This window comes from Rhodopseudomonas palustris (assembly GCF_034479375.1).
In the GTDB taxonomy this organism is placed as follows: Bacteria; Pseudomonadota; Alphaproteobacteria; order Rhizobiales; family Xanthobacteraceae; genus Rhodopseudomonas; species Rhodopseudomonas palustris_M.
The window spans coordinates 3,590,232-3,610,747 of record NZ_CP140155.1 but is presented as its reverse complement, the minus strand read 5'-3'; the positions used below and the strand labels follow the sequence as shown (position 1 = coordinate 3,610,747).

Annotated in this window: 17 protein-coding genes; 8 read left to right on the top strand and 9 right to left on the bottom strand. The window is 67.9% G+C overall.

Annotation, left to right across the window (positions count from 1 at the left end):
• The first annotated feature begins 21 nt into the window (after positions 1–21).
• Complete coding sequence (locus tag SR870_RS16295; protein WP_322514585.1) at positions 22–2,568, top strand: TIGR02302 family protein; 2,547 nt, start codon at positions 22–24, stop codon at positions 2,566–2,568.
• Between the two features lie 181 nt (positions 2,569–2,749).
• Here SR870_RS16295 and SR870_RS16290 read toward each other — a convergent pair whose 3' ends face one another.
• Positions 2,750–3,127 carry a response regulator gene (locus tag SR870_RS16290; protein WP_322514584.1) on the bottom strand — a complete coding sequence of 126 codons (378 nt, stop codon included), beginning with the start codon at positions 3,125–3,127 and terminating at the stop codon, positions 2,750–2,752.
• A 61-nt stretch (positions 3,128–3,188) separates the two neighbouring features.
• Entirely contained in the window at positions 3,189–4,082 is an 894-nt protein-coding gene (locus SR870_RS16285) for an MJ0042-type zinc finger domain-containing protein (protein ID WP_322514583.1), read from the bottom strand.
• Between the two features lie 143 nt (positions 4,083–4,225).
• Between SR870_RS16285 and ftsE the strand changes: the two genes are divergently transcribed.
• The 4 genes from ftsE (at position 4,226) to SR870_RS16265 (ending at position 7,564) form a co-directional block, all read left to right on the top strand.
• Positions 4,226–4,885: a cell division ATP-binding protein FtsE gene (gene ftsE / locus SR870_RS16280; RefSeq protein WP_322514582.1), complete on the top strand. Its 660-nt coding sequence runs from the start codon at positions 4,226–4,228 to the stop codon at positions 4,883–4,885.
• On the top strand, positions 4,878–5,858 hold the full coding sequence (locus SR870_RS16275; protein WP_322514581.1) for an ABC transporter permease: 981 nt from the start codon (positions 4,878–4,880) through the stop codon (positions 5,856–5,858). Before ftsE ends, SR870_RS16275 begins: the two co-directional genes overlap by 8 nt.
• 157 nt (positions 5,859–6,015) lie before the next feature.
• Entirely contained in the window at positions 6,016–6,738 is a 723-nt protein-coding gene (locus SR870_RS16270; RefSeq protein WP_322514580.1) for a YdcF family protein, read from the top strand.
• A 13-nt stretch (positions 6,739–6,751) separates the two neighbouring features.
• Complete coding sequence (locus SR870_RS16265) at positions 6,752–7,564, top strand: lysophospholipid acyltransferase family protein (protein WP_322514579.1); 813 nt, start codon at positions 6,752–6,754, stop codon at positions 7,562–7,564.
• Positions 7,565–7,885: 321 nt separating this feature from the next.
• On the opposite strand, the gene SR870_RS16260 is transcribed toward SR870_RS16265, so the two are convergent.
• Positions 7,886–8,464: a gamma-glutamylcyclotransferase gene (locus SR870_RS16260; RefSeq protein WP_322514578.1), complete on the bottom strand. Its 579-nt coding sequence runs from the start codon at positions 8,462–8,464 to the stop codon at positions 7,886–7,888.
• A 159-nt stretch (positions 8,465–8,623) separates the two neighbouring features.
• On the opposite strand from SR870_RS16260, the gene SR870_RS16255 reads away from it, so the two are divergent.
• Together SR870_RS16255 and SR870_RS16250 are read left to right on the top strand one after the other, a co-directional pair.
• Complete coding sequence (locus SR870_RS16255; protein WP_322514577.1) at positions 8,624–9,817, top strand: DUF2125 domain-containing protein; 1,194 nt, start codon at positions 8,624–8,626, stop codon at positions 9,815–9,817.
• A 199-nt stretch (positions 9,818–10,016) separates the two neighbouring features.
• Positions 10,017–11,210 carry an IS481 family transposase gene (locus SR870_RS16250; protein ID WP_322514220.1) on the top strand — a complete coding sequence of 398 codons (1,194 nt, stop codon included), beginning with the start codon at positions 10,017–10,019 and terminating at the stop codon, positions 11,208–11,210.
• Positions 11,211–11,364: 154 nt separating this feature from the next.
• Here the strand turns inward: SR870_RS16250 and SR870_RS16245 are convergent, their stop codons facing one another.
• From SR870_RS16245 to SR870_RS16230, 4 genes are all read right to left on the bottom strand, one after another.
• A complete protein-coding gene (locus SR870_RS16245; protein WP_322514576.1) occupies positions 11,365–12,987 on the bottom strand; it encodes an ABC-F family ATP-binding cassette domain-containing protein in 1,623 nt (540 codons plus the stop codon).
• Positions 12,988–13,181: 194 nt separating this feature from the next.
• Positions 13,182–14,168: an arginase gene (gene rocF, locus SR870_RS16240; protein ID WP_322514575.1), complete on the bottom strand. Its 987-nt coding sequence runs from the start codon at positions 14,166–14,168 to the stop codon at positions 13,182–13,184.
• 93 nt (positions 14,169–14,261) lie between these two features.
• Positions 14,262–15,095, bottom strand: coding sequence for a thioesterase family protein (locus SR870_RS16235; RefSeq protein ID WP_322514574.1), 834 nt, complete (start codon positions 15,093–15,095; stop codon positions 14,262–14,264).
• Positions 15,096–15,354: 259 nt separating this feature from the next.
• A complete protein-coding gene (locus SR870_RS16230; RefSeq protein ID WP_322514573.1) occupies positions 15,355–17,865 on the bottom strand; it encodes a glycogen/starch/alpha-glucan phosphorylase in 2,511 nt (836 codons plus the stop codon).
• A gap of 449 nt (positions 17,866–18,314) precedes the next feature.
• Between SR870_RS16230 and SR870_RS16225 the strand changes: the two genes are divergently transcribed.
• Positions 18,315–18,746 carry a hypothetical protein gene (locus SR870_RS16225; protein ID WP_322514572.1) on the top strand — a complete coding sequence of 144 codons (432 nt, stop codon included), beginning with the start codon at positions 18,315–18,317 and terminating at the stop codon, positions 18,744–18,746.
• A 163-nt stretch (positions 18,747–18,909) separates the two neighbouring features.
• On the opposite strand, the gene SR870_RS16220 is transcribed toward SR870_RS16225, so the two are convergent.
• Together SR870_RS16220 and pyrE are read right to left on the bottom strand one after the other, a co-directional pair.
• Positions 18,910–19,713, bottom strand: a complete 804-nt coding sequence (locus SR870_RS16220) for a DUF2865 domain-containing protein (protein WP_322514571.1) — start codon at positions 19,711–19,713, stop codon at positions 18,910–18,912.
• Positions 19,714–19,820: 107 nt separating this feature from the next.
• Complete coding sequence (gene pyrE / locus SR870_RS16215; RefSeq protein ID WP_322514570.1) at positions 19,821–20,384, bottom strand: orotate phosphoribosyltransferase; 564 nt, start codon at positions 20,382–20,384, stop codon at positions 19,821–19,823.
• Between the last annotated feature and the right edge of the window lie 132 nt (positions 20,385–20,516).

Sequence of the window (20,516 nt, the reverse complement as noted above, 5' to 3'; positions counted from 1 at the left end):
GGTTGCAACCCGGAGAGATAGTTGAGCGGACGCAGTCCCGACCCGTCACAGCCCCCGCGCGATCCAGACGCGACCGCGCGGCTGCGACTGGCCACGGCGCTGCAGCGCGCGACGATCGCGATCGCCTGGGAACGGAGCTGGCCGCTTCTGGTCCGGCTGCTGAGCGTCGTCGGGCTTTTTTTGGCGGCGTCCTGGGCCGGGCTGTGGCTGGCGCTGCCGTTCACCGGGCGCATCGGCGGCCTGGTGCTGTTCGCGGCGCTGGCGCTGGCCGCGCTCTACCCCGTCGTCAGGTTCCGCTGGCCGAGCCGCGACGAGGCGCTGTCCCGGCTCGATCGCAACACCGGGCTGAAGCATCGCCCCGCTACCGCCCTGACCGATACGCTGGCCTCCAGCGATCCGGTGGCGCAGGCGCTGTGGCGGGCGCAGCGCGAGCGCATGCTGGCGGCGCTGCAGGGGATTCGCGCCGGGCTGCCGGAGCCGCGGCTGCCGAAGCACGATCCATGGGCGCTGCGCGCCTTGGTCGCGGTGCTGCTGGTCGCGACCTTCATCGCCGCAGGCGAGGAACGGACCTCGCGCGTCGCCGCGGCGTTCGACTGGAACGGCGCGCTGGCCGCCCCGAACGTTCGTGTCGACGCCTGGGTGACGCCGCCGGTCTACACCAACAAGCCGCCGATCATTCTGTCGGCCGCCAACAAGGACCTCGCCGCGCAGAACCAGGCCGCGCTGCCGGTGCCGGCCGGCTCGATCCTGCTGGTGCGGTCCAGCGGCGGCGCGCTCGACGTCGCGGTGACGGGCGGCATCGTCGAGGCCCAGCCGGAGGGCCAGGCGCCTGCGGGCACCAGCGAGCGGCATTACAAGATCACCGGCGACGGCACCGCGCATGTCCGCGCCCCGTCCGGCCAGCCGCAATGGGCGTTCAAGGTGACGGCCGATCACGCGCCGTCGATCGCTCTGGCCAAGGATCCGGAGCGGCAGGCTCGCGGCTCGCTGCAACTGTCCTACAAGCTCGAAGACGATTACGGCATCACCGAAGCGCACGCGCTGGTCAGCAAGGCGCCGTCGGCGGACGAGCAGAGCAGCGACACGCCGCGGCCGCTGTACGAGCCGCCGCAATTCGCGCTGACGCTGCCGAATGCGCGGACCCGCGCCGGCGTCGGCCAGACCGTGAAGGATCTCAGCGAGGATCCCTATGCGGGCGCCGAAGTCACGCTGACGCTGACCGCGAAGGACGAGGCCGGCAATGAAGGCCGCAGCGAGCCGCATAAGATGCGGCTGCCGGAGCGGCTGTTCACCAAGCCGCTGGCGCGGGCGCTGATCGAGCAGCGCCGCATTCTGGCGCTCGACGCTACCAAGAACGCGCAGGTCTACACCGCGCTCGACGCGCTGATGATCGCGCCGGAAGCGTTCACGCCGGACGCCGGCCAGTATCTCGGCCTCTACAGCGTCGCCGACCAGCTCGAACGCGCCCGCACCGACGACGCGCTACGTGAGGTCGTCGCCAGCCTTTGGTCGCTCGCGCTGGCGATCGAGGACGGCGAAACGTCGGACGCGGAGAAGGCGTTGCGCGCCGCGCAGGACGCGTTGAAGCAGGCGCTGGAACGCGGCGCCTCCGACGAGGAGATCAAGAAGCTCACCGAGAACCTGCGCGCCGCGCTCGACAATTTCATGCGCCAGCTCGCCGAGCAGATGAAGAACAATCCGCAGCAGCTCGCCCGCCCGCTCGATCCGAACACCAAGGTGATGCGGCAGCAGGATCTCAACAACATGATCGAGCGGATGGAGCGGCTGTCGCGCTCCGGCGACAAGGATGCCGCCAAGCAGTTGCTCGAACAGCTCGCCCAGATGCTCGAGAACCTGCAGATGGCGCAGCCCGGCCAGGGCGGCGACGACGACATGCAGCAGTCGATGAACGAACTCGGCGACATGATCCGCAAGCAGCAGCAATTGCGCGACAAGACCTTCAAGGAAGGCCAGGATCAGCGCCGCGACCGGATGCGCGGCCAGAACGGCGAGCAGAGCCTCGGCGACCTGCAGCAGGATCAGCAGAACCTGCAGGAGCGGCTGCGCAAATTGCAGCAGGAACTCGCCAAGCGGGGTCTCGGTCAGAGCCCGCGCGGCCAGCAGGGCGAGCAGGGCCAGGGTCAGCAAGGCGAACAGGGCGAGCAGGGCGAGGGCGGTCTCGACCAGGCGGAGTCCGCGATGGGCGACGCCGAGGGCCGGCTCGGCGAAGGCAATGCCAGCGGCGCCGTCGACTCGCAGGGCCGCGCGCTCGACGCACTACGCAAGGGCGCGCAGAAGCTCGCCGAGGCGATGCAGCAGGGTGACGGCCAGGGCGAAGGCCAGGGCAACCGTCCCGGCCGCCAGCAGAGCAGCGGCGCCAACACCGACCCGCTCGGCCGGCCGCTGCGCGGCCGCGAATTCGGCGACGATCTCACGGTGAAGATTCCCGGCGAGATCGACGTCCAGCGCGTCCGCCGCATCCTCGAAGAACTACGCCGCCGCCTCGGCGATTCGGTGCGGCCGCAGATCGAACTCGATTACATCGAGCGGCTGCTGAAGGATTATTAGGGCGATTAGCTAACGCCGAGCATGGCGCAACCTCTCCCGCCTGCGGGAGAGGTCGGATCGCGCAGCGATCCGGGTGAGGGCACTCCTATCAACGAGCGTCTGAGTCAGTGCTCGGCTCGCCCTCACCCCAGCTCTCTCCCGCAAGCGGGAGAGGGGGCGCGCTGCGGTCCGGCGCTGGTGATCAGCCCGTCTTCTTCGCCGCCAGCGCGGCGGCCACCGCGTTGCGGATGTCGGCCACCGAGAACGGCTTGGTGATGACGTCGTGGATCAGGGCGTCGAGCCCGGAGGCGCGCTCGCGCTGATCGGCGAAGCCGGTCATCAGCAGGATGGTGAGGTCGGGGAAATCGCGCGCCGCCGCCAGCGCCAGCGCGATGCCGTCCATGATCGGCATCTTGATGTCGGTCAGCAGCAGGTCGAACCGGCCCGCATTCTCGATCAGGATCTCCAGCGCCTCGCTGCCGTCCTGGGCGGTGACGGTCTCGTGGCCGTCCATGCCGATGGCGCGCGCCACCAGCAGGCGCATCGATTCTTCATCGTCGGCGATCAGGATTCGCGACATCACTCGGTCCCAGCTTGCGCCGTCGTGCGGCCGGCCGGCACGCGGATGGATCGGATCGGCGTCATGCGCCCCCGGTCATGATATCGCGCCGGTTGAAGAAGCGCACGTCGATCGAGCGGGCTTCGGCGGGTGGCGACGCCAGCCGCGAGCGGAACCAGGCCTGTTCGCCGGGCCGCAGCACGGTCTGCTCCAGCACCGCGTTCCAGGCGTAGATTTCGGTGCCGCGCTCGTCGCGGACCACGAAGCGCAGTCGCGGCAGATCCGCCGGCTTGCGGCCGAGCCCCATGATCATGCCTTCGATCACCAGCACCGGCTTGGACTCCACCGTCTCCCGGCTGATCTTGACGTCCTTGATCGCCAGCGAGCGCAGATTCACCTCGAACCCGACCAGCCGGTAGAACGTCCCGGTCTGCGGCAGCAGCCGCACCACGTCGGCGCGCCAGATCAGCAGCCCCAGCGCCAGCGCGCCGAACGCCGCGCAGGCGGTCGAGGCGGTGAACGCCGATTTGATCGTCCCGATCGGATCCTGTTTGAGCGGCTCCAGCAGCGCCTTCAGCCCCTTGGGACGGCGCGCGCCGAACGAGCGCTTGCTGCGCTTGCGGCCCGCGCGCGGCACGACTTCCGCATCCGCATCCGCATCCGCATCTGGCTCCGGTTCGGGCGTCGTGCGATCTTCGACTGTCGGCAGTTCGGCTGCGATCGGCGGGCTGTCGACGACCGGCGTGTCCTGGTCGTCGTCGGTCAGGCCCCAGCCGGCATCGGCGGCGAGATCGTCGGTCGGCTGCTTGTCCTCGGCCGTCATCGCCGCGACGCGCGCCTCGCTCTGGATCACGTCCTCCGGACGCGCCAGCCAGACTTCCTTGCAGCGGGAACAGCGCACGGTCCGGCCGGTGTCACCCAGTTTTGCCGGATCAATCGCATAGGATGTCGTACAATGGGGGCAGACGATATGCATGACGAATCGCTGGCTGTGTTCCTGGCCGGATCCTAGCCGGCGTCCGTTAACGAACCGGAAACCATAACCGCCCCACAACCGGCCCACGGGCATTTGGCGTGGCGTGCCCTTTCCCGCTGCGCCGATCGCGATCGGAGCTGAATTTGGTCCGCTTCGAAAATGTCGGCCTGCGCTATGGGCTCGGTCCGGAGATCCTGCGCGATCTCAATTTCGCGATCCCGGCGCATTCCTTCCAGTTCCTGACCGGCCCCTCGGGCGCGGGCAAGACCTCGCTGCTGCGGCTGTTGTTCCTGTCGCTGCGCCCGACCCGCGGACTGGTCAATCTGTTCGGCAACGACGTCTCGCTGTTGACCAAGGACGAGGTCTCGGCGTTGCGGCAGCGGATCGGCATCGTGCTGCAGGACTTCCGCCTGCTCGACCACATGACCACCTACGAGAACGTCGCGCTGCCGTTCCGCGTCACCGGCCGCGACGAATCCAGCTATCGCAAGGAGGTCATCGATCTGTTGAAATGGGTCGGGCTCGGCGAGCGGATGGATGCGCTGCCACCGGTGCTGTCCGGCGGCGAGAAGCAGCGCGCCGCGATCGCCCGCGCGGTGATCGGCCGGCCGCAATTGCTGCTGGCCGACGAGCCCACGGGTAACGTCGATCCGACATTGGGCCGCCGCCTGCTGCGGCTGTTCATCGAACTCAACAAATCCGGCACCGCGGTGGTGATCGCGACTCATGACATCAACCTGATGGATCAGTACGAGGCGCGCCGCATGGTTCTGCATCAGGGGCGGCTGCACATCTATGAATAGGCAACCGCGACAGGGCGATCCGCGCGACGTATTGGTCGATCTCGGCGACGAGCGCCCGCAGGTGCCGGCGCGCGCGCGCAACCAGTCGCCGATCGTGCCGCGCGCCTCGATCGCCGGCCGCGCATTGGTCGCCGTGGTGGCGATCATGACATTCCTCGCCTCGATGACCACCGGCGTCGTGCTGCTGGTCAGCGCATCGGCGGCGGAATGGCAATCCGACGTGTCGAGCGAGATCACCGTTCAGGTCCGCTCGGTGCAGGGCCGCAGCCTGGAGCGCGACGTCGCCGCTGTGGCCGAGGTGGTGCGCAACCAGCCCGGCATCGTCGAGGTGCGGCCGTTCACCAGGGAAGAATCCGCCAAGCTGCTGGAGCCGTGGCTCGGCACCGGGCTATCGCTCGACGATCTGCCGGTGCCGCGGGTGATCGTGGCGCGGATCGCGCCGGGCACCGCGCTCGATCTCGCCGGTCTGCGCGGCCGCATCGCTCAGGCGGCGCCGGGCGCCACCGTCGACGATCACCGCGCCTGGATCGAGCGGATGCGCTCAATGACCGGCGCCACGGTGTTCGCCGGCATCGGCGTGCTGGCGCTGGTGATCGTCGCCACCATCATCTCGGTGTCGTTCGCGACCCGGGGCGCGATGGCGGCGAATCGCCCGATCGTCGAAGTGCTGCATTTCGTCGGCGCCAGCGACCGCTTCATCGCCGACCGCTTCTTCCGCCACTTCCTGATGCTCGGCCTGCAGGGCGGTCTGATCGGCGGCGGGGCGGCGGTGTTCGTGTTCGGCTTCTCCGAATCGGTCGCGACCTGGTTCTCCGGCACGCCCGTCGGCGACCAGTTCGCGGCGCTGCTCGGAACCTTCTCGCTGCGCCCCACGGGCTATCTGGCGCTGGCGGGGCAGGCGGCGCTGATCGCGGCGATCACCGCGCTGGCGTCGCGCCGCACGCTGTTCAGCACGCTGAATGCGATCGATTGACGCCGCCGCCACAGCCGCGGCAGGCCGGACCCAATTCGGACGCCCGTCGGACTCCCTTTCGCCGGAAAACGCACTAGAGTCCGGTCGTCTTTCGCCCAGCGAGGTCCGCCGAAAGAAGCCGCACCGGCGGCCCGCAATCGAGGTATATCGGCATCCGATGGATCCGCGCTCTGCCCAGTTTCCGCCCGACCTGCGCCAGGCCAGACCGATTCGCCGGTTCGGGTTGCTGCGCGCGGCCTTCGCGGCCGTGCTCGGGCTCGGCGTGCTCGGCGTCGGCGGCTTCGTCGCCTTCCTGCTGCAGTTGCGGGTCGAGGAGGCCAGGCCGGCCCGCGCCGCCGACGGCATCGTGGTGCTGACCGGCGGTTCGTCGCGGGTTTCGGACGCCGTCGAGCTGCTCGCCTCCGGCTACGGCAAGCGGCTGCTGATCTCCGGCGTGCACCGGACCAACGGCGCCAGCGACATCTCGCGCTCGGTGCCGGACAGCAAGGACTGGCTGGGCTGCTGCGTCGATCTCGACCGCTCGGCGGTCAATACCCGCAGCAACGCCGCCGAAACAAGGCGCTGGGCACACGAGCGCGGTTTCCGCTCGCTGATCGTCGTCACCTCCAATTACCACATGCCCCGCGCCATCGTCGAAATGTCGCACGCGATGCCGGACGTCGAGCTGATCCCGTTCTCGGTGATCGGCGAGAAGTGGCGCGACGAGGCGTGGTGGAGCAGTGGCGCGACGCTGCGGCTGCTGCTATCCGAATACGCCAAATACGTCGCCGTCGAAGCGCGGGTGCGGCTGGCGCGACTGGGCATCGACATCGCGCCCGAAGCCACGGAGCAGTCGCCCGAGTCGGTGGCCCACAAACCCGCGACGGCGCTCGCCAATTGACCGGATCGTTTCGATGACGAGCATTTTCGTCCGTTCGTTGATTTTCAACGTGCTGTTCTATCTGCTGCTGGTGTTCTGGATTCTGGTCGCGGTGCCGACCTTCGTGCTGCCGCGCCAGGCGCTGATCGGGGTCGCCAAGCTGTGGGGCCGCAGTAGCATCTGGCTGATGCGTGTCGTCTGCAATACCAAGGTCGAATTCCGCGGCGTCGAGAAAATTCCGCAGGGCCCGCTGATCGTCGCGCCGAAGCATCAGTCGATGTGGGAGACCTTCGCGCTGCTGCAGTTCTTCGACGCGCCGCTGTACATCCTCAAGCGCGAGCTGACCTGGATCCCGTTCTTCGGCTGGTTTCTGATCAAGGCCGACATGATCGCGATCAACCGCAAGAAGGGCGGCCGTATCCTGATGGAGATGGCGCGCCGCGCCAGCGAGGAAGTCAATCGTGGCCGGCAACTGATCATCTTCCCGGAAGGCACCCGCACGGCGGTCGGCGCGCCGCCGCACTACAAGGCCGGCATCGCCCAGATCTATGTCGATTGCGACGTGCCCTGTCTGCCGGTGGCGCTGAATTCCGGACTGTTCTGGCCGCGCCGCCAGTTCATGCGCTACCCCGGCACGATCGTCGTCGAGTTTCTCGATCCGCTGCCGGTCGGCCTGTCGCGACGGGAATTCATCGACACCGTCAGCGAGCTGATCGAGACCGCCAGCAACCGCCTGATCGACGCCGGCCGCAAGGAGCAGGAAGCGCTGTTCGGCCGGGTGCCGAACGCACCGAACGCCCAGCCGTCCGCCCCGGCAGTCGCCAAGCGCAAAATCGGCAATCAGTAAAGTCAGGTTCAACGGATCGCAGCCTTCTCCCTCTCCCCGCGAGCGGGGCAGGGCAATCGCCTATGGACGTCGAGGCTATTGCACCAGGCTCTCTTCACCCTCCCCTGGAGGGGGAGGGTCGGCACGCAGCCCGCGGAGCGGGATGCGTGACGGGGTGGGGTGAGCCGCAGGCACGGCGGACGAACTCTTCGCCACCCCACCCCGCTCGCTGACGCGAGCGACCCTCCCCCTCCAGGGGAGGGTGATGCGTGTCGCAGCCGCGAACTGTCATATGCGATTGCCCGGCCTGCGGCAGGGTTGCGTCGCGCATCGCGTTGCGAGTTAGCGATGCGGCGGCGTTTCGTCGCGCAGGCCCTCGGCGATGCGGTGCAATTGTGGATCGCGGCAGCCTTGGGCCTCGAGCGCGCGCACCGTCGACAGCACGTAGTCGCGGTTCGGGCCGGAGCGGCCGTGGCCCTGCCGGACCAGCCGGAGCTGTTCGGCCGGCGTCAGGCGGCCGGCATATTGCGCGTGACCGCGGTCGACCACATAGGCCAGCGCGCTGATCCGCCGCCTGGCATCGTCCTCCAGCCAGACCGAGCGCTTGACCTCGCGATACACGTTGGTGACCTGCTCGCGCTCGCGTAAGTAAGCCACCGTCTGCATCCGGTGTTCGTCGGCGACGCGGAAGGCGATGCCGCGGCAGGCGCCGCCGCGGTCGAGCCCGAGCACGAGGCCCGGCTGTTCCGGCGTGCCGCGATGCACGAAGGAATACACGCACAGCGCCCGGTGCTCGCCGATCAGCCGCGCCGGCACCTGCTCGATGAAAGCGAAGCCCGGGCTCCACATCAGCGAGCCATAGCCGAACACCCACAAATCGCCGTCGGACAGCTCGGAATCGGACAGGGTCTTGGCAGACATGACGGCGGGCCATCGCTCTAATGACAAATTCCGTCTCTACCCCATCGTGTATGCCGATGTCAGCGATTTCGCCGCTGATCCGCTGCGCGGCTCCGGCATGGCGCCGCCGCCGGGGTTGCCCCGATTTGCCTTTTCAGGCGCACACTCTAAGTAGGCTCGATGACAAACCTCCCGCTGCCCCGCCGCCGCCGGCTTTGGCCGCTGTTCCTGATGCCGACGCTGCTGCTGATCGCCGCGATCGGCTGGAGCCTGTTCTGGTTCGTCTCCGCCTCGCAGGTCGACCGCATCGTCGACGCCTGGCGGGCGCGCGAGGCTGCCGCCGGCCGGGTCTACGACTGCGGCGACCGTTCGGTGGCGGGCTTCCCGTTCCGCCTCGAAGTGCGCTGCACCGACGCCAGCGTCGCGCTGACCTCGCAGACCGCCGAGCAGGTGGCGAGCCGGACGCCGCTGACGGCGAAGCTCGCCGAGATCCTGGTGGTGTCGCAGATCTACGATCCACGGCTGCTGATCGCCGAATTCAAGGGCCCGGCAAGCTTCGCCGATCGCGGCCAGCCGACCTCGATGGTGCTGAACTGGGCCACCGCGCGCAGCAGCGTCGCGGGACTTCCCGGACCGCCGCAACGCGTCGCGCTGGTGTTCGATGCGCCGGCGCTCGACCGCGTCGACGGCGCCACGCAGGTGCCGCTGGCCCGCGCCCGCCAGGCCGAGATGCACGCGCGTCAGGTCGAGGGACCGGCGCCGGGGCAGCCGCGGATCGAGACCGATTTCCGCTTCGAAGGCGCCAGCATCCAGGACGTGCATCCGCTGCTCGCCGAACTGTTCGACGCGCATCTGCGCGTGGTGCTGAGCGGGCTGAAGGACTTCCGGCCGAAGCCGTGGCCGGAGCGCTTCCGCGAATTGCAGGCCGCCGGCGGCCGGATCGAGATTCGCGAAGCGCGGATCCAGCAGGGCGAAATGATCGCGACCGCGATCGGCGCGCTCGGGCTGACGCCGACGGGGAATGTCGACGGCGAATTGCAGATGGTGGTCGCTGGGCTCGACAAGGTGATCCCGAAGCTCGGCATCGACAAGGTGCTGGAAGAAGGCGTGTCGCAATCCACCATCGATCGCCTCGCGCCCGGCGTGCGTGCGAACGACGTCAACAACATGCTCGGCGCGCTCGACCGCGCCATCCCCGGCCTCGGCCGCGTGGTCCGCCAGAACGCCAATGTCGGCGTCGCCGCCGGCATCAACGCGCTCGGCCAGGAAGCCACCCTCGAAGGCCGCCCCGCCCGCGCCGTCCCGCTGCGCTTCGTCGACGGCGCGGTGATGCTGGGGCCGATCAAGGTGGCGCAGATGAAGCCGCTGTTTTAGCGGCTCCTCGTCTCTTTGAAGTAAGCGTCACCGCGTGCCGCAGCCTGCTCCCTCTCCCGCTTGCGGGAGAGGGCTGGGGTGAGGGCGCGCCGAGGGTACGGACCGGATAGATTCCTGACAGTTCAGACCGGGGTGATTGTCGACAGTTCACACTGCATCGGAGGGAGGACCGCCGATGCCTTTTGTGGAGACCTGTCGGATGGAACAGCGGGTGCGGATGCTGTCGGAGCATGCGAGCGGCCATTGGAGCGTGTCGGATCTGTGCCGGCGCTACGGGGTCAGTCGAGACACGTTCTACGAGTGGCGGCGGCGTCGGGACAGCGGGGCCGAGGACTGGTTCGTGGACCGCTCGCATGCTCCGCATCATTGCCCGCAGCGGACCGATGCCGCACTGGTTGCGACGATCGTCGATCTGCGGCGCCGGTTTCCGCACATGGGTCCGCGCAAGCTTCTGGCGATCCTGCGGCGCAAGCATCCGGAGAACGCGTGGCCTTCGGCCTCGACGATCGGCGGATTGTTGAAGCAGGCCGGGCTGATCGCGCCGGTCAGGCGGCGGCGGCCGGCGCTGGCTCAGCAACGACCGTTTGCAGCGGTGAGCGCGCCGAACGACGAATGGGCGGCCGACTTCAAGGGCTGGTTTCGGACCCGCGACGGCACCCGGATCGATCCCTTGACGCTGACCGACGGTTTCAGCCGCTATCTGTTCGACATCGCCATCACGCCGCAAACCATCGACGCCACGATGCCGTTGTTTCTCGATGCCTTCCGCCGCCATGGCCTGCCGCGGGCGATCCGCTGCGACAACGGCTCGCCGTTCGGTTCGACCGGCGCCTGCGGGCTGACCCGGCTGTCGGCCTGGTGGCTCAAGCTCGGGATCGAGCCGCATTTCGTGCATCCAGCCTCGCCGCAGGAGAACGGCCGTCACGAGCGGATGCATCGGACCCTGAAGGCACAGACCTCGCGCCCGCCGGCGGCCACGGCGACCCAGCAGCAGTCCCGCTTCGATGCCTTCCGCGATCACTACAATCGGGAGCGCCCGCACGAGGCGCTCGGCCAGCGACCGCCGGCCGAACTCTACACCGTCTCGACGCGGCAGATGCCGGACCGGATCGCGGACCCCTGGTACGACGCCGACCACGAGGTGCGGCGGGTCCGCAGCTCCGGCGAGATCATGTGGCACGGCGAGCGCATCTTCATCAGCGAGGCGCTGATCGGAGAACCGATCGGCATCGCCGAACTCGACAACGGCGACCAGATCGTGCGGTTCTGCCATTACGACATCGGCCTGATCGATCGCCTCCGCGTGTTCCGTCGCTTCGCTCCGCCCCGAGAGGGGCTGCGCTACGCGCCGCAACACGCGGACAAAGACCTGTCGACAATCATCCCGGTCTAAAGTGTCGGGAATCATGCCGGTTGAACAGAGCACTGACTCAGCAAGCTCGGAGAGGAGTGCCCTCACCCGGATCGCTGCGCGATCCGACCTCTGCCGCAAGCGGGAGAGGTGCCGAACGCGCCGCCTCGCGCCCAACTAATCAGCTTGCTCACGACTAACTATGCAGCCCCGGCGCCTCGTGGCCGGTCCTCGCCACGTATTCGGTGTAGCCGCCGCCGTATTTGTGGATTCCGTCCGGCGTCAGCTCCAGCACGCGGTTCGACAGCGCGCCGAGGAAATGCCGGTCGTGCGAGACGAACAGCATGGTGCCCTCGTATTCGGCGAGCGCCTTGATCAGCATTTCCTTGGTGGCGATGTCGAGATGGTTGGTCGGCTCGTCGAGCACCAGGAAGTTCGGCGGGTCGTACAGCATCTTGGCCATCACCAGCCGCGCCTTCTCGCCGCCGCTCAATACCCGGCATTTCTTCTCGACGTCGTCGCCGGAAAAGCCGAAGCAGCCGGCGAGCGCGCGCAATGAGCCTTGTCCGGCCTGTGGAAACCATTCTTCGAGCGATTGGAATACGGTGAGTTCGCCGTCGATCAGGTCCATCGCGTGCTGGGCGAAGTAGCCGAGCTTGACGCTGCCGCCGATCGCGACGCTGCCGTCGTCGGGCGGCGTCGAGCCGGTGACGAGCTTCAATAGCGTCGACTTGCCGGCGCCGTTGATGCCCATCACGCACCAGCGCTCGCGGCGCTGGATCTGGAAATCGAGTCCGTCGTAGATCACCCGGCTGCCGTAGCGCTTGGAGACACGCTTGAGGCTGACGACGTCTTCGCCGGAGCGCGGCGCCGGCAGGAAGTCGAACGCGATGGTCTGGCGGCGGCGCGGCGGCTCGACCTTCTCGATCTTGTCGAGCTTCTTGACCCGGCTCTGCACTTGCGCGGCGTGCGAGGCGCGCGCCTTGAAGCGCTCGATGAAGGCGACTTCCTTGGCGAGCATCGCCTGCTGGCGCTCGAACTGCGCCTGCTGCTGCTTGTCGGCGAGCGCGCGCTGCTGCTCGTAGAATTCGTAATTGCCCGAATAGCTGGTCAGCGTGCCGGCATCGATCTCGATGATCTTGTTGACGATGCGGTTCATGAACTCGCGATCGTGCGACGTCATCAGCAGCGCGCCTTCGAAGCCGCGCAAAAATTGTTCGAGCCAGATCAGGCTTTCGATGTCGAGATGGTTGCTGGGCTCGTCGAGCAGCATCACGTCGGGGCGCATCAACAGGATCCGCGCCAGCGCCACGCGCATCTTCCAGCCGCCGGAGAGTTTGCCGACGTCGCCGTCCATCATCTCCTGGGTGAACGACAGGCCGGCCAGCACCTCGCGGGCGCGGCCCTCCAGCGCGTAGCCGTCGAGCTCCTCGAAGCGGTGCTGCACCTCGCCATAGCGTTCGAGGATCTGCTCCATCTCGTCGGCCTTGTCGGGATCGGCGAGCGCGTGTTCGAGTTCGGCCAGCTCGGCCGCGACCTCGCTGACCGGCCCGGCGCCCTCCATCACCTCGGCGACGGCGCTGCGCCCGGCCATCTCGCCGACGTCCTGGCTGAAATAGCCGATCGTCAGGCCGCGATCGACCGACACCTGGCCCTCGTCGGGCGTCTCGGTGCCCTTGATCATCCGGAACAGCGTGGTCTTGCCGCTGCCGTTGGGCCCGACCAGCCCGATCTTCTCGCCGCGCAGCAGTGTCGCGGAGGCCTCGATATAGAGGATCTGGTGGCCGTTCTGCTTGGAGATGTTGTCGAGACGGATCATGGGCTCACAGGGCGAGGAAATTGCTGCGGCGCGTTTAGCGGAAAGTGGCCAGACGCGCCAGTTTGTCGATTGCCCCACCTCGTCATTCCGGGGCGCGCGCAGCGCGAACCCGGAATCCCGAAATGCTCTGCCCGTGTCAGATTCCGGGTTCGCTTGCTGCGCAAGCGCCCCGGAATGACGGACGATGGGGCGTCTTACCCCTCCGGCAGCACCGCGTTGCTGGGGGTCGCCCGGTCGGTGACCTGCATGCCGAACAGGCTGCCGATCAGTTCCACCGCGACGCGGGCGGTGCGGCCGCGCTCGTCGAGGAACGGGTTGAGCTCGACCACGTCGAGCGAACGCACCAGCCCGGAATCGTGCAGCAGTTCCATCACCAGATGCGCCTCGCGATAGGTCGCGCCGCCCGGCACGGTGGTGCCGACGCCGGGCGCGACCGCAGGGTCGAGCACGTCGACGTCGAACGACAGATGCAGCACGCCGTTCGCGGCGCGGACCCGGTCGATCACGCGGCGGATCAGCACGGCGACGCCGAATTCGTCGATCGCCCGCATGTCGACCACCGGGATCGCGCGGGCGCGCACCAGCTCCTTTTCCAGGGGATCGATCGAGCGGATGCCGAACAGGTCGAGCCGGTCCGGCGGGATCGAGACGCGCGGCTCGTCGCCGAGCAGATGGTCGAGCCCCGGCTCGCCGCACAGGAACGCTGCCGACATGCCGTGCATGTTGGCGGAGAGCGTCGTCGCCGGCGTGTTGTAGTCGGCATGCGCGTCGAACCACAGCACGAACAGCGGCCTGCCCTGCGCCTGCCAGTAGCGCGCGACGCCGTTGACCGAGCCCATCGACAGGCTGTGATCGCCGCCCATGAACAGCGGCACCGCGCCGGACTTCGCCAGCTCATAGGCCCGCGCCGAGATGGCGCCGACCCAGCCTCGCACTTCGTCGTAGTAATTGGCGTTGGCCGGCGCCGGGTCGGTGCCGCGATCGAGCGCGGGGCGCGTCATGTCGCCGTGATCCGCGACGGTGAAGCGGAGCTGCTCCAGAACGCGACCGATGCCGGCGGTGCGCAGCGCCGCCGGCCCCATCAGCGTGCCGCGCAGCCCGGCGCCGATCTCGATCGGCACGCCGAGCAATGCGACGCGGCGGTTGGGATCGGGCGGGATCACGGAGCTGGAGGGCGTCATGCGCGGCGCCTTTCCGACGGGGGAGCACGGCGGTTTCAAGCGACGTCGGTAGCAGCATCGCGTGACGACAACGCGTCGACCGAGCGTCTGCGATCAGGCCTTGAAATAGGTGATCTGATGCGTCGTCGCCAGCAAACGCCCGTTGGCCGACCACAGTTCCCCGGTTTGGTCGCTGAAGCTCTTGTGAAACACGTTGGCGTCGGCGACGCCGAGCACCGCCGTTGTCGGCTCGGCGGCGAGGTCGGCGGCGTCGACGTGAAAATACGTCGTCATCGACACCGTGCCGATCGGCAGCAACTCGCCGCGGACGTGGAAGATCCGCGCGAAGAACGCGTCCGCGATCGCCGACAGCGACAGCAGGTCGATCACCCGCGGCACGGCGTGGCCGATCCACACTTTGGTGTGCGCGCTCGCCGGCTCGGGATGCGGCGCGCCGCCGAAATTCGGCTCGTTCTCGGCAAAGCGGAACTCGAACTGCCGGATCCAGGACGCCGCGACGCCGGCGCGCGCATACACCGGAGTGTCTTCGTAGTGCGTCGTCTGCGGTTTCTCGGTCGGCTGGTGCGACCAGGTTTCGCGACGCTGCGCGAACACCGCGGTGGCGAACGCCGCGACGCCGGTGTCGGGCTGGGTGAGGTCGATCGACCAATGCTGGGTCGAGCGCGTCGCCTTGATGAGCCGCGGCGTCAGATCGAACGCGCCGTTGCCGACCGGGGCGCAGAAATTCACCGTCAGCGCCAGCGGGTCGCCGGCGCGGTCCGGGTGCTGCATCAGCGCGCGCAGCAGCGTCGCCGTGGTGGCGCCGCCGAACTGGCCGACGAAGGCGTGATAATCGTCGCTGGTGTATCCGGTCCAGCGCCCGTCGCCGGCCTCGACCGCCGTTGCGATGTCGAACGGATGCGGCGCGTGCTCGACCTTGGCGTCCATGGTGCTGTCCTCATGTTCTTGTTCTTGCTTGGCCGCAATTTGCCTTGCGGCGGGCCGGCGCGCAATGGCTGTCGGTCGTCATGTGATACGACGCGGCCCCTGGGCTCCCTCTCCCGCTTGCGGGAGAGGGTTGGGGTGAGGGCGAGCCGAGCACCGAGTCAGCGATCCGCCGAGAGCCCTTCCCCCACCCGGATCGCTACGCGATCCGACCTCCCCCCAAGCGGGAGAGGTTGCGCTGTGCGCTCGCGCGAGCGTTTGCTCAGCCCTTCGCCCGCCGTGCCGGCGAGGGCTGCGTCGCGTGGCGGGTCGGGACGTCCCATATGTCCTCGGCGTATTCGCGAATGGTGCGGTCGGACGAGAACCAGGCCATCCGCGCGACGTTGAGGATGCCGGCGCGGGTCCAGGCGGGGCCGGCGGCCCAGCGGGCGTCGATGCCGCGCTGGGCTTCGTAGTAACTGTCGAAATCGGCGCTGACCATGTAGTGGTCGAGGTGCCGCAGCGCGTGCGCCACCGAGGCGAACCGCGCCGGATCGTCGGGCGAGAACGCGCCGGCGTCGATCGCCCGGATGGCGCGGGCGAGCGGCTGCGAGCGGCTGATGACGTCGTTGGCGTCCAGCCCCTGGGCGCGGCGCGCCACCACGTCCAGCGCCTCCATGCCGAAGATCGCGATGTTCTCGGGCCCGACGTGATCGCGGATCTCGATATTGGCGCCGTCGAGCGTGCCGATCGTCAGAGCGCCGTTCAGCGCCAGCTTCATGTTGCCGGTGCCGGACGCTTCCATGCCGGCGGTCGAAATCTGTTCCGACAAATCGGCGGCCGGAATGATCACTTCGGCGAGGCTGACATTGTAGTCGGCGAGGAACACCACCTTCAGCTTGCCGCCGATCGAGGCGTCGTTGTTGATCACCTCGGCGACGTCGTTGATCAGCTTGATGATCAGCTTGGCGTAGCGATAGCTCGCCGCCGCCTTGCCGGCGAAGATCTTGACGCGCGGCACCCAGTCGCGGTCCGGCTCGTCCTTGATCGCGTGATACAGCGCGACGGTCTCCAGCACGTTGAGGAGCTGGCGCTTGTATTCGTGGATGCGCTTGATCTGCACGTCGAACAGCGCGCCGGGGTCGACCCGGACGCCGTTGCGCTCGCTGATCAGCCGCGCCAGCGCGATCTTGTTGCGGTGCTTGACCGTGCGGAACTGCTGCTGGAACGCGCTGTCGCCGGCGAAGGCTTCGAGGCGCTCGAGCCGCGTCGGATCGTCCAGCACCTCGTCGCCGCAGGCCGCGCGCACCAGATCGGTCAGTCCCGGATTGGCCAGCGTCAGCCAGCGCCGGAAGGTGATGCCGTTGGTCTTGTTGGTGATGCGGTCCGGATAGAGATGATTGAGATCGTGGAACACCGTCTCCTTCATCAGGTCGGAATGCATCGCCGAGACGCCGTTGATCCGGTGCGAGCCGATGAAGGCGAGGTGGCCCATGCGGACGCGGCGGCCGGCCCGCTCGTCGATCAGCGATACCGACGCGCGGAATTCGATGTCGCCGGGGCAGCAGGTCTCGGCGTGCGCCAGATGCGCCTCGTTGATGCGGTAGATGATCTCCAGATGCCGCGGCAGCGTGCGCTCGAACAGATCGAGCGGCCAGGTCTCCAGCGCCTCGGGCAGCAGCGTGTGGTTGGTGTAGCTCAGCGTCGCGGTGGTGATCTGCCAGGCGTCGTCCCAGCGCAGGTGGTGGACGTCGATCAGCAGCCGCATCAGCTCGGTGACGGCGAGGCTGGGATGGGTGTCGTTGAGCTGGATCGCGGCCTTCTTGGCGAGGTTGCGGATCTGCCCGTCCGAATCCAGATGCCGCTTGATCAGGTCCTGCAGCGAGGCGGAGACGAAGAAATACTCCTGCCGCAGCCGCAGCTCGCGGCCGGCGGGGCTTTCGTCGTTGGGATAGAGGAATTTGCAGATCGCCTCGGCGCGCGCCTCATGGGCGGTGGCGCCGAGATAGTCGCCGGTGTTGAACACGTCGATCAGCATCGGGTCGGGCGCCCGCGCCGACCACAGCCGCAGCGCGTTGACGTGCTCGCCGCGCCAGCCGACGATCGGCGTGTCATAGGCCATCGCCTGCACTGTTTCGATCGGCGTCCAGACCGCGCGCGTCACGCCCTTGGCATCGGTGACCTGGTCGACGCTGCCGCCGAATTTCACCTGATACACCACCTCGGGCCGCTGCAGCTCCCAGGGGTTGCCGAAAGACAGCCACTCGTCCGGGAATTCCTGCTGCCAGCCGTGATTGATGATCTGCCGGAACAGGCCGTAATCGTAGCGGATGCCGTAGCCGATCGCCGGGATCTCCAGCGTCGCCATGCTTTCCATGAAGCAGGCGGCGAGCCGGCCGAGGCCGCCATTGCCGAGCGCTGCGTCGGGTTCGCATTTGCGCAGATCGTTGAGGCCGACGCCGAGGTCGCCGAGCGCGGCGCCGTATTGCGCCAGCAGGCCCATATTGTTGAGCGCGTCGGTGAACAGCCGGCCGATCAGGAATTCCAGCGAGAGGTAATATACCCGCTTGCGGCCGGCGTCGTAGCTCTCCTTCTCGGACACAAGCCAGCGGTGCACGATGCGGTCGCGCAACGCCATCGCCGCGGCCTTGTACCAGTCCTGCTTGGTCGCCTGGGTCGCCTCTTTGCCGATCGCAAGCGTCAGCTTGGCCAGAATGGCGCTCTTGATCTCGGACAGCGCCAGTTCGTCGATCGGCGGCTGCTGAAATTTCTCTGGCACGGGCTGCACGGGCAAATGATGATCCTACAAGGGTTTTACGAGTTTCAAACCATACAAACATTAGCGCCGGACCGAAACCCATGACGAGTGCATCGTTGCGGCGCGGTGCCTTGGTTTTGTGCACAACTCGCGTTTCTGCGGCGTGTTTCTGAGAATGCGACCGCTTTCGATCAACCGATGGCGCCCGAAGCCGGTCCGCGCGCGATGATAACTGCTAGCGGATGAGTTTGACGCGGTCGCGACCGCTCACCGTCGCTTTGCGTTGCAGGTCGCCACGCGCGCTGGGGGCACGACAGACACCTCGACACCTTTGAGCACTCATCGCGGGGTTCGATCGATTGGACGCCGGATTGCCGGGAGAACTAGAACAAATTAAGAACAATTTTACAAGTCATTGATATATCATCTTGATTCGGCGCGTGGCGCCACAATATCTATGGCCTATCCAAACTTGCGAGGACTACATGTCCACCATCGCCTTCGATCAGATGGCTCTGACCCGGATCGCCGATTTCGCGCGATCGCTGTCGCGGCTGCATCAATTGGCCCGGCGGCAGTGGATCGACGACGACCAGCTCGACCGCGAATTCAACGCGGTGTGCCTGTCGATCTGGGGCTATTCACCTGACGATCTGTGCGACGAGATGTTCTGGGTCGACGATCTCGCCTGGCTCGACACGCTGGATGAAGCATCCGCCCGGATCTTCGCCGCCGAGCATGGCTACGACCTCGTCGACGATTCCGGCATGCTGACCGACTGGTGGGGCTATTGCTGGATGATCCTCGCCGAGAAGCGCGGCCTGCTCACCCCCGAAAACCGCGCCGCCGCCCGCGCCCGGATCGAAGAAACCTACCGCGCCGCGCCGAATGTGATCGGCGTGATCGTCGGGCGGTAGCCCCCTGGACGGTCATTCCGGGGCGCTCGCGCAGCGAGCGAACCCGGAATCTGGAGCTGTTCTGCGCGGGACCGCCGGGCGCCCCGAACGTCGGGACTCCGGGTTCGCCGCTTCGCCGCGCCCCGGAATGACGGCGGGCTTAGGCCGCTGTCGCCTCAGTACCTCAGTCGATGCCCGCCCGGCGCCCGCGCACCGCGGGTTGCGCCACGGCCGGGGCCGGCAGCGCCACGTCGCGGCTGACTTGCGGGGCTTCGGTGAGCTGGTCGTTCACCGGCGCCACCTTCATCTCGCTGAGACGGGCGCGGAGCTGCGCGGTCAGGCCGGGATAATCCGCCACCGGGGTGAAGTCCGGGGTCTGCTCGGCGCCGAGCCGGACGCCCGTATAGGCGGCGAGCCCGGTTGCGGTCGCGACGATGTCGCCGGCGCGCAGCGAGGTATCCTGCGACAGGTCGATCTGCGCGAGGCCGGCCGGGTCGCGGCCGTTGCAGGTGCAGTCGGGCTTCAGCGCCTTGCGGTAGGCGAAGGCGTTTTCGCTGTCGGCATAGCGCTGCCCGTTCGATGCCGTCGCGTAGTCGATGTTGCTGCCGTAATACACCTTGGCGTTGCCGGCCGGGCAGAACGCCTGGCACATCTGCGCCGGCGTCGCGCCCCCGCGCGTCTGCAGCGCGAAATACTTGCCGTCGCAGGGCCGCACGCAGAACGCCGGCCCGCCGCCGGAGGCGACCGGGCGGGCGGGAGGCGGCGGCGCGGCCTGCTGGTTCAGCCCGAACGGATCGGCGAAGAAATTCGCCTGCGCCGGCGCGCCGCGCTGCTGCGGCCGCTGCGGGCCGCCGCCGCCGAACAGCATTTCGAGGATGTTCTGTGCCGGTGCGGCCGACGGGATCAGCACCACCGGCATTGCCAGAGCGAGCGCCGCCGCGACCGCGACGGTGCGCCGAAGGCGCAGCATTTCAAAGACTTGACGCAACGCCCACTCCACCCGACGCGATCGTGCTGCGGCCTGGCCGCGACCCGGTCACTTTAAGGCGGGATGGTAAACGGGCGGTTTCCTCGGGCGCCCGGGCGCCGGTGTATTCACCGATTGAGGAATTCGCTGGCCCTGTACAGCGAGCGGAACGGCAGGCCGGCCTCGGCGAAGGCTTCGGTGGCGCCTTCCTCGCGGTCCACCATGGTCAGCACCAGCACGATCTCGGCGCCGGATTCGCGCACCGCCTCGACCGCCTTGATGGCCGAGCCGCCGGTGGTGGTGACGTCCTCGACGATGACGCAGCGCTTGCCGGCCAGGGTCTCGCCCTTGGCCAGACCTTCGACCGCCAGCCGCGCGCCGTGCTCCTTGGGCTTCTTGCGCACGAAGAACGCCGCGATCGGGTGATTCTTCAGCCACGACAATTGCGCGATCGCACCGGCCAGCGGCACCGCGCCCATCTCCAGTCCGCCGACATAGTCGACCTGCTCGTCGCGCAGCGCCTCGTAGGTCAATTCGGCCAGCAGCGCCGCCCCCTCGGGATCGAGCATCGTCGGCTTCAGATTGAAGTAGAAGTCGCTCTTGCGCCCCGACGCCAGCGTGATCTCGCCCCGGCCGAACGAGCGGGCGCGAATGATGTCGGCAAGACGGGCGCGGGAGGCGGATTTGGACACGGGCGATCTCTGGGCTGTTGGAAGCTGCCGCAATCTAGCCGCCGGCATCCCGCGATGCCAGCGCGCAGCGGCGGCAATTAACGGCTTGATGGTCCGCCGGCCTCTCGACCGGCACAGCGCAACCTCTCCCGC

Excerpts from the sequence above, each read along its gene's own strand:
- SR870_RS16290 (WP_322514584.1), bottom strand. The coding sequence starts at position 3,127 with ATGTCGCGAATCCTGATCGCCGACGATGAAGAATCGATGCGCCTGCTG.
- SR870_RS16285 (WP_322514583.1), bottom strand. The coding sequence starts at position 4,082 with ATGCATATCGTCTGCCCCCATTGTACGACATCCTATGCGATTGATCCG.
- SR870_RS16275 (WP_322514581.1), top strand. The coding sequence starts at position 4,878 with ATGAATAGGCAACCGCGACAGGGCGATCCGCGCGACGTATTGGTCGAT.
- SR870_RS16270 (WP_322514580.1), top strand. The coding sequence starts at position 6,016 with ATGGATCCGCGCTCTGCCCAGTTTCCGCCCGACCTGCGCCAGGCCAGA.
- SR870_RS16265 (WP_322514579.1), top strand. The coding sequence starts at position 6,752 with ATGACGAGCATTTTCGTCCGTTCGTTGATTTTCAACGTGCTGTTCTAT.
- SR870_RS16260 (WP_322514578.1), bottom strand. The coding sequence starts at position 8,464 with ATGTCTGCCAAGACCCTGTCCGATTCCGAGCTGTCCGACGGCGATTTG.
- SR870_RS16255 (WP_322514577.1), top strand. The coding sequence starts at position 8,624 with ATGACAAACCTCCCGCTGCCCCGCCGCCGCCGGCTTTGGCCGCTGTTC.
- SR870_RS16250 (WP_322514220.1), top strand. The coding sequence starts at position 10,017 with ATGGAACAGCGGGTGCGGATGCTGTCGGAGCATGCGAGCGGCCATTGG.
- SR870_RS16245 (WP_322514576.1), bottom strand. The coding sequence starts at position 12,987 with ATGATCCGTCTCGACAACATCTCCAAGCAGAACGGCCACCAGATCCTC.
- rocF (WP_322514575.1), bottom strand. The coding sequence starts at position 14,168 with ATGACGCCCTCCAGCTCCGTGATCCCGCCCGATCCCAACCGCCGCGTC.
- SR870_RS16235 (WP_322514574.1), bottom strand. The coding sequence starts at position 15,095 with ATGGACGCCAAGGTCGAGCACGCGCCGCATCCGTTCGACATCGCAACG.
- SR870_RS16225 (WP_322514572.1), top strand. The coding sequence starts at position 18,315 with ATGTCCACCATCGCCTTCGATCAGATGGCTCTGACCCGGATCGCCGAT.